9 protein-coding genes and 1 pseudogene are annotated in these 13,529 nt (G+C 59.2%); 8 read left to right on the top strand and 2 right to left on the bottom strand.

All coding sequences use genetic code 11. The features are described from left to right. Positions 1–321 precede the first annotated feature (321 nt). The 5 genes from AB4N84_RS14880 (at position 322) to AB4N84_RS14900 (ending at position 8,511) form a co-directional block, all read left to right on the top strand. Positions 322–2,244 (top strand): DUF1302 domain-containing protein, encoded by a 1,923-nt coding sequence (locus tag AB4N84_RS14880; protein WP_460046884.1) that lies wholly within the window; start codon positions 322–324, stop codon positions 2,242–2,244. Between the two features lie 15 nt (positions 2,245–2,259). Next, entirely contained in the window at positions 2,260–3,624 is a 1,365-nt protein-coding gene (locus AB4N84_RS14885; protein ID WP_460046885.1) for a DUF1329 domain-containing protein, read from the top strand. 419 nt (positions 3,625–4,043) lie between these two features. After that, entirely contained in the window at positions 4,044–6,809 is a 2,766-nt protein-coding gene (locus tag AB4N84_RS14890; protein WP_460046886.1) for a LuxR C-terminal-related transcriptional regulator, read from the top strand. Between the two features lie 158 nt (positions 6,810–6,967). Further along, positions 6,968–8,242 (top strand): type II toxin-antitoxin system HipA family toxin, encoded by a 1,275-nt coding sequence (locus AB4N84_RS14895; protein ID WP_460046887.1) that lies wholly within the window; start codon positions 6,968–6,970, stop codon positions 8,240–8,242. Then, positions 8,239–8,511 (top strand): helix-turn-helix domain-containing protein, encoded by a 273-nt coding sequence (locus AB4N84_RS14900; protein WP_425262227.1) that lies wholly within the window; start codon positions 8,239–8,241, stop codon positions 8,509–8,511. The genes AB4N84_RS14895 and AB4N84_RS14900 overlap by 4 nt, the downstream gene beginning before the upstream one ends. 50 nt (positions 8,512–8,561) lie before the next feature. On the opposite strand, the gene AB4N84_RS14905 is transcribed toward AB4N84_RS14900, so the two are convergent. Together AB4N84_RS14905 and AB4N84_RS14910 are read right to left on the bottom strand one after the other, a co-directional pair. Beyond that, entirely contained in the window at positions 8,562–9,761 is a 1,200-nt protein-coding gene (locus AB4N84_RS14905; RefSeq protein ID WP_460046888.1) for an HD-GYP domain-containing protein, read from the bottom strand. Positions 9,762–10,116: 355 nt separating this feature from the next. Next, positions 10,117–10,902, bottom strand: coding sequence for an AraC family transcriptional regulator (locus tag AB4N84_RS14910; protein ID WP_460046891.1), 786 nt, complete (start codon positions 10,900–10,902; stop codon positions 10,117–10,119). Between the two features lie 115 nt (positions 10,903–11,017). Here AB4N84_RS14910 and AB4N84_RS14915 point away from each other — a divergent pair, with 115 nt between their 5' ends. From AB4N84_RS14915 to AB4N84_RS14925, 3 genes and pseudogenes are all read left to right on the top strand, one after another. Beyond that, a complete protein-coding gene (locus AB4N84_RS14915; RefSeq protein WP_460046892.1) occupies positions 11,018–11,830 on the top strand; it encodes a sulfite exporter TauE/SafE family protein in 813 nt (270 codons plus the stop codon). Positions 11,831–12,132: 302 nt separating this feature from the next. Further along, positions 12,133–12,708: a CZB domain-containing protein gene (locus tag AB4N84_RS14920; RefSeq protein WP_460046893.1), complete on the top strand. Its 576-nt coding sequence runs from the start codon at positions 12,133–12,135 to the stop codon at positions 12,706–12,708. Between the two features lie 109 nt (positions 12,709–12,817). Then, positions 12,818–13,318 (top strand): annotated as a pseudogene (locus AB4N84_RS14925) (MBL fold metallo-hydrolase); the annotation flags it as partial. Positions 13,319–13,529 lie beyond the last annotated feature (211 nt).

Consider the following 13,529-nt stretch of genomic DNA (forward strand, 5'->3'; position numbering starts at 1 on the left):
TGCTGCGACCGCTCTCGCCCGGCGTCTCCCTTGCCAAATCCCCAAATTCAGCCATCCTCCCCTTGCCGCGCCAGTCAGTGCGTCGAAATCGGCGTGCCAGACGCTTTGACGCTGCAAATCACACTTTAGAGGGATCAAGCAGTAGCACCTGCTGGCTATAGTCGGCAGTAGGTTGGAACCGGAGAAAAACGCCACGTCGTTTAGCAGCTTCACATGGGCTGCCCGATACGCGTTGACACCCAGGCACTGCGGATCCGTCCGCCTGAGTCGTTTCTGGAAGCACCCACTGCCATAAAAATAAAAGCACATGGAGTAGCGTCGATGACATCAGCAAACCTGTTCTGGCGCCGGGCAAAACTGCCTCTGGCCGTCAGCCTCGCTTCTACGCTCGCCGGTCCTGCATTCGGCGTCAGTTTCAACATCGGTGAAATCGAAGGTAATTTCGACTCGTCGCTCTCCATCGGCGCCAGTTGGTCGACCGAGAACGCCAACAAGAACCTGATCGGTTCGAACAACGGCGGACACGGGCTCTCGCAAACCTCCGACGACGGCCACTTGAACTTCAAAAGCGGGGAAACCTTTTCGAAGATCTTCAAGGGCATTCACGATCTGGAACTGAAGTACGGCGACACCGGCGTGTTCATGCGGGGCAAGTACTGGTATGACTTCGAACTCAAGGATGAAGGCCGCGAGTTCAAGGACATCAGCGATTCGGGCCGTAAAGAGGGTGCCAAGTCATCCGGGTTCCAGCTGCTCGACGCATTCGTCTATCACAACTATTCCATTGCCGACGAACCGGGTTCGGTGCGTCTGGGCAAGCAAGTCGTCAACTGGGGTGAAAGCACGTTCATTGGCGGCGGTATCAACAGCATCAACCCGATTGACGTATCTGCATTCCGCCGTCCTGGCTCGGAAATCAAGGAAGGCCTGATTCCGGTCAACATGTTCTACCTGTCGCAGAACCTCACCGAAAACCTGTCGGCTGAAGGCTTCTACCAGTTGGAATGGGACCAGACCGTCGTCGACAACTGCGGCACCTTCTTCTCCCAGCCCGACGTGATTGCCGACGGTTGCCAGAATAACCTTGCGGTACTGCGTACCCGCAACAGCCTGAACGCCGCCCTGCCTGCCGCCCTGCGCGGGCCCGTGCAGGCAACCCTGGCGGCACGCGGTGTGAACTTCGGCAATCCTGACGAAGGCGCCGTGGTTGCGCGTGGCCCGGACCGCGATGCGCGCGACAGTGGCCAATACGGCCTGGCGATGCACTACAACTTCGAGCCGCTGGACACAGAATTCGGCGCCTATTACATGAACTACCACAGCCGTCTGCCGATTTTCAGCGGCAAAGGTGGCCCTGCCAGCGCCTATAGCGCCGCCGGTCTGGTGGGTGGTCTGGCAAGCAGGGGCGTACCTCTGGGCGTCGCCGCCGGTCTCGCGCCGACCCTGTTGCCTATTGTCGTCGCGGCCAACTCCAGCTACTACGTCGAATACCCTGAAGACATTCACCTGTTTGGGCTGAGCTTCTCCACGACGCTGCCTACCGGTACCGCGTGGAGCGGTGAACTGAGCTACCGTCCGAATGCCCCGGTTCAGTTGAACACCACCGACATTCTGTATTCCGGCCTGACCCCGCTGAACTCCAGCGTTGCCTTGCTGCAAGGCACGCCAGGTGCTGATCAGAAAGGTTATCGCCGCAAAGAAATCAGTCAGGCGCAAACCACCTTTACCCACTTCTTCGATCAGGTGATGGGTGCCGAACGTCTGACCGTGGTCGGCGAGGTGGGCTGGACTCACGTTGGCGGTCTGGAAAGTACCTCGAAACTGCGTTACGGCCGTGACCCGAGCTATGGCCCTGGCCCTCTGCCAAATGGTCAGTGCACCACGCTCAACGCCAGCACCCTGGCAGGCGCGCCGCTCAATAACCTCAGCCGCTACTGCGAAAATGACGGCTTTACCACCACCGATTCGTGGGGCTACCGCGCTCGCGCCATCTGGGACTACAACAGCGTGTTCGCTGGCGTGAACCTCAAGCCAAGCGTGGCCTGGTCCCATGACGTCGACGGTTATTCGCCAGGTCCTGGCGGCAACTTCGAAGAAGGTCGCAAGGCGGTCAGCCTGGGGTTGGAAGCGGAATATCAGAACACCTATACCGCCAACCTCTCCTACACCAACTTCTTCGACGGCAAGTACACCACAGTGGATGACCGCGATTTCGTGGCCCTCAGCTTCGGTATGAACTTCTAAGGACGACTTATGAACATGAAAATAACAAAGGGTCTGCTGCACGTCGGAGTACTGGGCCTGTCATTGCTGGCGACCGGCGTGATGGCGGCCGTCTCTGCCGATGAAGCCGCCAAGCTGGGCACGACCCTGACGCCGATGGGCGCGGAAAAGGCGGGTAACGCTGCCAACACCATCCCCGCCTGGAGCCCGTTGCCGACCAATGCGGGCGCCGTGGACGACAAGGGCTTTCTGGCCAACCCGTACGCCAACGAGAAGCCGCTGTTCATCATCACCGCGCAGAACGTGGAGCAGTACAAGAACAACCTGGCGCCGGGCCAATACGCGATGTTCAAGCGTTACCCGGACACCTTCAAAATGCCGGTCTACCCTTCACACCGTGGCGCGACCGTGCCCGCTGACGTGTTCGCCGCCATCAAGAAAAATGCCGTCAACACCAAGCTGGTCGGTGGCGGTAACGGTCTGGAAAACTTCGAAACCGCCGTGCCGTTCCCGATTCCGAAAGACGGCCTGGAAGTGATCTGGAACCACATCACCCGCTATCGCGGCGGCAGCGTGAAGCGGCTGGTGGTGCAGGTAACGCCGCAAACCAACGGTTCGTTCAGCCCGGTGTATTTCGAGGACCAATTCGTCTTCCGCGACAAGATGAAGGATTTCGATCCGAAGAACCCAGGCAACATCCTGTTCTATTTCAAGCAGGAAGTGACGGCGCCAGCACGTCTGGCAGGTTCGGTGCTGCTGGTGCACGAAACCCTCGACCAGGTGAAAGAGCCTCGCGCGGCATGGGTGTATAACGCCGGCCAACGCCGCGTGCGTCGTGCGCCGCAAGTGTCTTACGACGGCCCGGGTACTGCGGCCGATGGTCTGCGTACCTCCGACAACCTGGACATGTACAACGGCGCGCCGGATCGCTATGACTGGAAGCTGATCGGCAAGCAGGAAATGTACATCGCGTCCGACAGCTACAAGCTCGACGATCCGAAGCTCAAGTACGCGGACATTGTCCGTCCTGGCCACATCAACCAGGATCTGGCGCGTTATGAACTGCGCCGCGTCTGGCACGTGACCGCCACCCTGAAAGAAGGTCAACGCCACATCTACGCCAAACGTGACTTCTTCATCGACGAAGACACCTGGCAGGCTGCGGTGATCGACCACTACGACGGTCGCGGCCAACTGTGGCGCGTCGCCGAGGCCCATGCCGAGAACTATTACGACAAGCAAGTGCCGTGGTACGCCGTTGAAACCCTGTACGACCTGCAATCGGGCCGTTACCTGGCGCTGGGCATGAAGAACGAAGAGAAACGCGCTTACGACTTCGGCTTCACGGCCACCACCAGCGAGTTCCAGCCTAACGCCCTGCGTCAGGAAGGCGTGCGCTGATCGTGTAACCGAATTGGCGGAGAGCCGTGCACCGTTGATCACAGCTACTGCGCACCGTTGTCCTCCGCCGCTTTACCCTATGGTTGAACCCCATAGCGCAAAAGAAAACGCCCCGATTCGTCGGGGTGTTTTTTAATTGGGCCTTCTACGATTTCCCTGTGGGAGCGAATTCATTCGCAAAAAAACCTGCACGCGACATAGATGCATCGACCTCAGGCTCCATCGCGAATGAATTCGCTCCCACAGGCTGGACGAGCCTCTGCAACACCTCCCCAAAACATATAAAGCAACATTCGCCCTGTTGATTGGATATGTTTTCTTACAGTCTTTCGTCTAACAATCTTCAAAAGCGCTGACTTAGCCGCTAGTCTCCCGACATCTGAACGCCGAATAACAAGCACTTCTAACAAGAGCCGGCCATGACTGATCTGTCGCGTTTGCAAGGATTCGCAAATCACGCAGTCACTGCGTTGGAAGGACGTTTCTTCCGCCCACCCCTTCCCGAAGGCTATGTCGCCCGACCGCGACTGTGCGAGCGGCTGAGTGCGGGATTGTCTGGCCGCCTGTTGCTCATCAGTGCGCCTGCCGGCTTCGGCAAGAGCTCGCTGGCCGTGGAGTTTTGTCAGAGCCTGCCCGATCAATGGCAAAACCTTTGGCTGGGGCTGAGTCAGCGCGACAGTGATCCGGGGCGTTTTCTTGAGCGTCTGTTGTCCGGCCTTCAACAATTCTTCCCCCAACTCGGCGGCCAGGCACTTGGCCTGCTGAAGATGCGTCAGCGGCATCAGCCCTTTGCCTTTGAAGAGTGGCTCGACAGCCTGCTGGACGAACTGGGCATGCACCTGATGTTGAGCAAGCCGCTGCTCCTGGTGCTCGACGACTATCACCTCGTGCAAGGTCCGGTGCTCGACCGCTGCCTGCAATTTCTGCTCAATCATTTGCCTGCCGGCATGATCGTCATGGTCACCAGCCGTCAGCGGCCGGACTGGCACCTGGCACGCCTGCGCTTGTCGCGTCAGTTGCTGGAGCTGTCCGAGCAAGACCTTCGCCTGACTGACGACGAGTCCCTGGCCGTACTGGACCAGCACAGCAGTTCCCTCACCGAGGAAGCGCTGCACACGTTGCTCCAACGCAGCGAGGGCTGGGTGGCCGGTTTGCGCTTCTGGCTGCTGGCCGCGGCCGAAGCAGGCAGCAACACGCTGACCCAGGAACTCAACGGCGGCGAAGGGTTGATCCGTGACTACCTGCTTGAAGAAGTCATCGATTGCCTGCCTGCCGATGTTCAAGCGTTCCTCTATGAAACGGCCTGTCTGGAGCGATTCTGCAGTGCGCTGTGCAACGCAGCCCGCGACAGTCATGACAGCGCCGAGATGCTGAATTTTTTGCAAGCGCATCAGGTATTCCTCGTGCCATTGGACGAGAGTGGGCGCTGGTTCCGTTATCACCATTTATTCTCCGATCTGCTGCGCGCGCGCGCGGGCACCAGCGTTGCGCCGCAACAACGGCGATTGCATTTGAACGCTTGCCGCTGGTTCAGCGAGCAGGGCCTGCTGGATGAGGCGATCGAGCAGGCGTTGCGCGCCGGTCACCTGGATGTGGCGGCCAATCTCGTGCAAAACCTTTCTGAAGAGCAACTGCTCGCCGAGCAAAACGTCGGCATGTTGCTGCGTTGGAAAATGGACCTGCCTGACAGCCTGCTGGTCAGCACGCCGCGGCTGATCGTGCTGTATGCCTGGGCGCTGGGGCTGGCCTGTCAACTGGACGCCGCCGAAGAACTGGGCAATCACCTCAGCCGTTTCCTGCCCGCCCCGTCCGCCACGGCGCAAAAATCCATGCTCGCCCAGTGGCTGGCGCTCAGCGGCATCATCGCCAGAGGTCGAGGCGACAGCGAAACGGCCCACCGCTACTGCAGTGAGGCGCTGGCGAGTCTTCCACAAAAGCGTTATGGACAGCGGCTGCTGTGCCTGTCGACGCTGGCGAACCTGGCGATTGCCGAAGGCGACCTGTGGCGCGCGCGGGCATTGAACAGAGAGGCGCTGGAGCTGGCGCAGCGTGTCGCCAATCCGTTGTTCGAAGCGCTGGCGCATTACGACCGCGCACGAACGCTGCACGCCAGAGGCGAAGCCCTGCGCTCCCTTGATGAGGTGCGCCAAGGGCTGCGCCGTTTGAACGGACTTTCTTCACAGCGCTTGTACGCAGTGCGCGCGCGACTGACGCTGTACGAGGGTTATTTGCTTGTGCAGCTGTTGCAGCCCGATGCCGGGCGCGCGCGACTGAACGCCGGTCTGGCCGAGGCCCGTGCCTGTCGCGACATAAGCGTGTTGATCGGCCACTGCGTGATTGCAGGGCTTGAAGGTCGGGAAGGGCGCTTTGCGCAAGCCTTCGCCGAGCTCGCCGAGGCCGAGCGACTGATGCATATCTGGGACGTGCCGCCAGTGTATTACCTGGCGATGATCACCCTCGCCAAGTGCGAGCTTTGGCTGGCACAGGGCCGTATCGATCTGGCGGATGCCTGGTTGCTGCGTCTCGGGCAAACCTACGGCGGCGATCATCCCGCAGCGGCGCCGGAGTGCCTTCCGCAAATGCCGCAACACATCGAGTTGCTGAGTGCGATGCTCGACACGATTCAAGGTCGAACCGAGCAATCCGTTCAGCGCCTGACCCAACTGGAAGAGTGCGCACAGCACATGGGCGCCGGACTGTTGGGGTTGAACGCTATGAATCAGCACATTGTGCTGGCGCTGGACATGGGCGACCGTCCCAAGGCCCAACGCCTGCTTGAGCGCAGCTTTCAGGCCGCAACCGGCGGCGCAGTTCTGCCGTTTCTGAGCCTGATCCGCAAATACCCGGACTGGCTGCGAGAGCAACTGCTCAAACGCCCTGCGTGCCGACTCGTCGGGTACCTGCTCAGTCAACTGCCGCCTGGCACTGGCAAAGACATGCCATGCGTGCGCGACGTCAGTGAGTCTTCAGCCTGCCACAGCAACGACTCACTCAGCGCCCGCGAACTCGGCGTGCTGCAACTTATCGCCCAGGGGTGTTCGAACCAGGAGATCAGCGAACGGCTCTTCATCTCCCTGCACACCGTCAAGACCCACGCGAGCCATATCAACAGCAAATTGGGGGTCGAGCGCCGGACTCAGGCGGTTGCCAAGGCCCAGGAGCTGGGGTTATTCAGGACTGTTTAAATCGGCACTTAAATACCGATTATTGTGTTTCTGGCGTTGTTTTCGGCATTAAATTGCCTTTTTAGACGTATCGATCTATGGTTTAGGCATTAAATTGCCGAATGACCGCCATGCGCTTGACCTTACAGCTTTATACCTCTGGCTCTTGGCGGGATGTCATGCACCTGGAGTTCGAAAAACCGGAACTGGGTCAGAACAGTCCTTGTAGCTTTGCGTATGACCAACACTACCTGGTCGATCACCTGAATGCGTTAGGGAGTTCCACCGGCCAATCTGTCAGCGCCAGAATTCCCTTGTCTTGGGATTTGTACCGAACGCCAGGTCTGCCCGCATTCCTGTTGGATATTCTGCCCGCTGGGGCGGCCCGCAGATTTCTGTTGGCACGACTGGCGATTCCGGAAAGGAACCACACCTCGGCAGATCTGATACTGCTTGAGCGTTGCACGCCTGCTCCGGTTGGACACCTCAGGATCAAAGAGTCTCTAGAGGCGCTAGCAACGGGAAATAGCATCGGTTTCGATCGAAACGAAGTGGTGACCCGTGACAGCCGTTTTCTGGAGTACGCCTATGAACAAGGCGCTGCGGTAGGTGGTGCGACGGGGGCTGGCGGCGAGGCGCCCAAGCTGTTGCTCGCTGAAGATGCCGACGGTTTGATGCATCCCGACGCTACGCTGGCCGACGAGAACGTCCACCAGCACTGGTTTGTGAAGTTTTCCCGGAACAAGGGTAATGAGACGGATCGCACGATCCTCAGAAGTGAGTTTTGTTACTACCAAGCCTTGGAGCTGATTGGCGTCGACGTCGTCTCGTGCGACGGGATGAGTCTGGAGGAGGCCAGAAAACCAAGCCTGTGGATGAAGCGCTTTGATCGCAGGGTGACTGCTCAGGGTGTCCGCAGACTGGGCGTAGAGTCGGTGTATTCGCTAGCGGACATCACCCGGCCGGGCAGCTACATGTCCCACGTTCAGGCCATCACTGTTCTGGCAAATGCTTGGTCAAGCAATGGTCAGGACGATGAAATCCCGGCACTCGTTGCCGAATACCTGCGCCGCGATCTGATCAATCAGGTTCTGGGGAACAGCGATAACCACGGTCGCAATACCTCGATATTGCGTGATGAAAAGCGTTTGGTACTGGCTCCGATCTACGATCTTGCACCCATGGTCATGGACGAGGAGGGCGTGACCCGTACGACCAAATGGCCTGATCCGATTGAGCGCGCTGGCGAGGTAGATTGGCTGGCCGCGTGCCGTTCCTTGGCGCCATGGGCGGACCCGGATCAACTGTTTGAGGGGCTCAAGGCTGACGCGCGACGCCTGCTTGCGCTTCCGGACCTGCTGAGCGAGGGGGGATTACCGCAGAAGACCTTCAAGCACCCACGAATTGCCTTGACCCGTTTGCACCCGACCTTTCGGGCCTGGGGGCTCGCATGATGGACGAGATTCGTCAGCGCGGGATCATTCTCGATGAGTTGAAGGAGCAGTTATCGGCAGGGACGATCAGTATCGGCACCGCTGTCAAACGGCTGCGTAACGAGGTCACGGGATTGCGGCAGGAACAATTCGCGGGGATGTGCAAGATCTCACTGCGCACGTTGCGCCAGATCGAACAGGACGAAGGCAACCCCACGCTCCAGACGCTCAATGCAGTGTTCAAGCCTTTTGGCATGCGGGTGGGCATTGTGCCGTTGCGTCGTGGGTGAGTCAGGTCGGCCCGCCGTCATCCCGTGCCAACCCTGGACACGGGAAGTGATCAACTTGCCGTACTGACCGCCCACAGGTTATCCACGTCCCGCACGCCCCACTCTTCTGCCAACTCGTATTTGACGATGGTATCGGGTTCAATCGGGTCGGCGAGATTGACGACTTCCGGCTGGAACGCGATCTTGGTTCGGGTCGACAGAAATACTTTGACCTTGGGGTGCAGCAACGATTTTTCGCCTTGCTCGATGACCACGCCCAGACGCTCACTTTTCAGTCGGACCAATGCCCCCACCGGATAGATGCCCACGGTTTTGACGAAGTGCTGGAAGATCTTCTCGTCGAAGTGGCCTTTCCACGAGGCCATTTCGCGGATGGACCGGGCCGCGTCCCAGCCCTTTTTGTAGGGGCGATCGGAAGTCACTGCGTCGTACACGTCACAGATGGCGCCCATCCTGGCGAACACGCTGATTTCTTCGCCCTTGAGGCCGTAGGGATATCCGCTGCCGTCGACCTTTTCATGATGATGCAGGCACACATCCATCACGGTCTGGGTGACTTGCTGGCTGCCTTGAAGAATCTTGAGCCCGGCTTGCGGGTGATGCTTCATGGCCTCGTATTCTTCGAATGTCAGGCGATCGGGCTTATTGAGGATCGCAGGAGGAATCATCATCTTGCCGACATCGTGCATCAGCCCGGCGACGCCAGCCTCACGCACCAGCTCTTCATCCAGCTCCATTTGCCGGGCAAGCGCCACCATCAGCGCGCAGACCGCGACCGAGTGCATGTACGTGTATTCGTCGGAGGTTTTCAGGCGCGAGAGGCTGATCAAGGCGTGAGGGTGGCGCATCACCGATGTCGAGATTTCCTCGACGAGCAGATCGACGTCTTCGGTGTTCATGGAGCGTCCCATGCGCGCGTCGCTGAACATGGTCATGACTGCCGTTTTCGCGCGACCACAGATCAGCTTCGCGCGCGCCAGCTCTTTCTCCATCGTGGCAGGGGATGTATCGGTGTCCGGGCGCGAGGCCGCGCTATCGAGTTGCGGTGAATGTGTCCCGTCTGGACCTCTGCCCAGCCGGGTATCGATCCACACTTCGCGGGTGGATGCCTGAATGCGCCTTAGCACCGCCTCATCGCGCAATTCGCGCTCGACATGGGTGGTCCAGAAGGGATCGTTGATTCGAGGGCGGCAGAACTCATGGATGTACATGCCCAGTGTCAGATCGGAAACGGCGATTTTTCTTATCATGGGGCGTGCTCTATACGCGTCAGGTCTGGGCTGCCGTGCGAGGGTCATCGAGCCGACGTCTTATCATCCCGAACGCCATCCATTCCAATGGTTGCGCAATGCCAGTATATGAGTGGTTTTTTGAAAAATATATGAACGGAATCTGTGCGTGCAATGAGAGGTTTTCGGCTTTTGTTCTGACCAAACAAGGAGTTAGCCAGCACTGCTCGAATGCCACGAAAGACAGATACAAAAATTAAATGCCCGAGGGCTTCCGATTGACCCTGATTATCCTTACCAAGCGAAGCCCAACCGGAAAACTGTAGCCACAAATTTTGAAAAAAGCCTCGGTCAGCAGGCGTTTTCTGTGGGGCCGTCAACGACTGCCCGCTGTCGCCGCGTTGTTCGAAAAATGGCTGGGCGTGCGTCCAGTCAGGCGGCGAAACATGGTGGAAAACGCTGCCGGGCTTTCGTACCCCAGATCGAGCGCAATTCGCGTAATGGGCTCCCCCGAAGAAAGGCGGGACAGGGCCAGCACCACACAGGCACGCTGGCGCCATTGGCCGAAACTCATCTGTGCCTGCTCGCGGAACAACCGGCTGAACGAACGCTCGCTGACAAACAAGTCTTGCGCCCAGTCCAGCGGAGATTGATGAATATCCGGTCGCTGCAGAAACGCCTGGCAACGAGCCAGTAATCGCGGGTCTGCGGGCAGGGGTATATGCAACGGCAGCGCCTGGGCATGGCCGATCTCAAGCAGCGCCAGCGTCACCAACACGCCGTCGCGACCCTGTTCCTCGTATGCCAGCGGCATCTCGACGGCTTCTATCAACAGTTGCCTCAACAGTGGCGACACACTGATCACCTCAGATGACGAGCGCGAAACAGGCACGGCTGACGGCTCTATATAGAGGCTGCGCGTGCTGACACCGAGCATCAGCACTTCATGTTCGACCTGCGGGGGAATCCACACGGCCTGTTGCGGCGGCACCACCCAGTCGCCTTGTCTGGTGCTGACCTTCATCACGCCGGTCGAGCCGTACAGCAATTGCGCACGCCGATGCTGATGACGGCGCAACAGGTAGCCGTCCGGGTAATCAGTGCCGATTGCGATGACCGGGCGAGGTGTGTTGTCCAGGGTGTCGATGGAGGTATTGCGCATGACGGATCACTTCTAGCGTCTGGCCGAAACGCAAACATCATTGGCTCGAATGCTCAAGTTCGTCGAGGGAAAACTGCCTATGGTTCTCGCCTCTGGGTTGTGAGGATGGATCGCGATGACGTATGTGCTATTGGTGTTGTTCGGTGGCTTGTCGGGCATGACCACCGTGCTGTTCGGGTTTGGCGGCGGGTTTGTGGTCGTGCCTGTGCTGTACGGCGTGTTGAAGAGCGGAGCGGGCGGCGCATTGGCGGAGCAGGCTGCGATGCATGTGGCCGTGGCAACCTCGACGTGTGTAATGATCGTCAACGCAGCCTTGAGTACCCGCCGATCTGCGCGGGCCGGGACGCTGCTCCGGGCGTGGCTCTGGCCGCTCGCCGGGTTCATCGGGGTCGGCTCGCTGCTCGGCGCGATGGCTGCCAGCGTTGTCAGCGGGACAGTGCTGCGTGTCGGCTTCGTCGTTTATCTGGCTATCACGATTGCCGATTGCCTGTTCCGACGTGGATTCATTATCTCCACGACTGACGGTGAGCCCACATCGCCCAATCGCTGGGTAACGGGATTTGGCGGCATCGTCATCGGCGCCATCGCGACCTTTCTGGGCGTGGGCGGTAGCGTCATGACCGTTCCGCTGCTGCGTCGACGCGGGCTGAGCATGACGCAGGCGACCGCCATGGCCAATCCGCTGAGCCTGCCCGTTGCGATGGTCGGCACGGCGGTCTATATGCTCGCCGGTACGTCGAGTGCTACGGGGTTGGGGGCTGGCCATGTCGGCTACGTCGATATCATCGCGTTTGCCGTGCTGACCATTGGCGCGTGGTTCGGCATGCGCCTGGCGACTCGGTGGGTAGGACGCATCCCGGATCAACTGCATGCACGGGTGTACATCGGGCTGCTGGCCCTCGTGCTGTTGAGCATGCTCGTACCGTAACGGCGGTCTGCGCGTTTATCGCACCATTGGTTCTTTCCCCGCGTGTGCCCGGCCCGTAGTTTCCGCGCTTTCGCCCGCGATTGCCGGGTGCAGGAGGATGGGGATGAATTTCGTTTGGCGGAAAAACAACAGTCTTACCCGATGCGCCAATAGCTCTTATAACGCCCAGCGGACCGACGCCAGACGAAATAGCGTCTTCACTTCGCGAACTGCGAGCGTTGCGAGAGGACGACCAGCGCCACCGCGATTTTTACCGTGGCCTGTCAGACAACCTGCTGACGTGTGGTAATTCGCTTTCCCACGTGAGCGAGTCATTTTCTGCCCTGAACAGTCAGCTCAAGGTCAACCACCAGCGCGCCGACAACGTTGCCCGTTCAGCCATCGACAATCGTGAGCAGATCACCCATTTGCAGGAGCAGTCGCGGGTCATGGAGGCGTCCGGCGCCTTCTCGGCGGTCATCGACAAAACCACCCGGGCCATGGCCGGCATGTACGACGAAGCGCAGACCATGCAGCGCGAAATCGACCGGTCGCATCTGCTGTCCAGGGTTGAACTGGCCAACATGGAAGAGCTCACCCTGAAGGTCGCCGTCTACGACCGCCTGCTCAACCCTCGCCCCGAACCACTGATCCTGCCCGACGAAACCGAATGCCTGTTCGGCCAGTGGTACTACGAACAACAAGACCCGACCCAGCCACGCACCGCCGAATTCCGCCGCCTTGAGGTCCCGCACCAACTCGTCCACAGCAGCGGCCAGCCCGCCATCGATGCCCACGCACAAGGCGAGTTGGAAAAGACCCTGGAGCATGTCGGAAAAATGGAAGCGGCGAACGTGACCGTGATGCAGGCGGTGAAGGTGTTGTTGAAGAGTCGGTAGGGTGTATGAACCGTTTGCGGGTTGAATGACGACGGATTTCGCGGGACCCTTGGCTCATCGCCCATGCCCGGCATTGCCAGGGCGCCACATTCCTTCGGTCCTGGTCTTTATGCAAACCCCCAAACCTACCCTCATCCGCGAAACCTTCCCCGTCGGCCCTTTGCAGTGCAACTGCACGATCATTGGCGATCCCGTCACCAAACAGGCGATTGTGGTCGATCCAGGCGGCAACCATGAGCTGATCCTCGCCCGGCTCGAAGCTCATGGGTTGAAGGTGGTGAGCATCATTCATACCCATGCGCATCTGGATCACTTTCTGGCGTCGGGGCAGTTGAAGGAGAAGACCGGGGCGACGCTTCACCTGCACAAAGAAGATCAATTTTTGTGGGACAACCTGGAAACGCAATGTCAGGTGTTTCGGGTGCCCTATGTGCCGGTGCCTTCGCCAGATCGCTGGCTGGCAGACGACGAAGAGCTGGCCTGTGGATGCGGTGTGGCGTTACACACGCCGGGTCATACGCCGGGGTCGATGTCGTTCTGGTTCAAGAACGCCAAGCTGTTGATCGCCGGCGACACGTTGTTCAAGCGTGGCGTTGGACGACTTGGGCTTTAAAGGATTTGGGATAGGACGTTCTTTGGCGCATGGTAATCCTGACAATATGGGTGATGGTGTCCGCGAATTTTTAGGTAGAGAACATCGCCCTTATCGTTCGGATCGGATAGGTGCCTTCGCTGGACGCTTACAACTCAACGGCGTGTCCGGGAATTTTAACAATTACAAACCATCCGGCGAACTCACCTACTTGTTCCCTGCCGTAAGG

The sequence above is a fragment of the Pseudomonas sp. S2_H01 genome (genome assembly GCF_054668305.1).

What these genes read in the sequence shown, in the direction of transcription:
- AB4N84_RS14880 (WP_460046884.1), top strand. Translation starts at nt 322, where the DNA reads ATGACATCAGCAAACCTGTTCTGGCGCCGGGCAAAACTGCCTCTGGCC.
- AB4N84_RS14885 (WP_460046885.1), top strand. Translation starts at nt 2,260, where the DNA reads ATGAAAATAACAAAGGGTCTGCTGCACGTCGGAGTACTGGGCCTGTCA.
- AB4N84_RS14890 (WP_460046886.1), top strand. Translation starts at nt 4,044, where the DNA reads ATGACTGATCTGTCGCGTTTGCAAGGATTCGCAAATCACGCAGTCACT.
- AB4N84_RS14895 (WP_460046887.1), top strand. Translation starts at nt 6,968, where the DNA reads ATGCACCTGGAGTTCGAAAAACCGGAACTGGGTCAGAACAGTCCTTGT.
- AB4N84_RS14900 (WP_425262227.1), top strand. Translation starts at nt 8,239, where the DNA reads ATGATGGACGAGATTCGTCAGCGCGGGATCATTCTCGATGAGTTGAAG.
- AB4N84_RS14905 (WP_460046888.1), bottom strand. Translation starts at nt 9,761, where the DNA reads ATGATAAGAAAAATCGCCGTTTCCGATCTGACACTGGGCATGTACATC.
- AB4N84_RS14910 (WP_460046891.1), bottom strand. Translation starts at nt 10,902, where the DNA reads ATGCGCAATACCTCCATCGACACCCTGGACAACACACCTCGCCCGGTC.
- AB4N84_RS14915 (WP_460046892.1), top strand. Translation starts at nt 11,018, where the DNA reads ATGACGTATGTGCTATTGGTGTTGTTCGGTGGCTTGTCGGGCATGACC.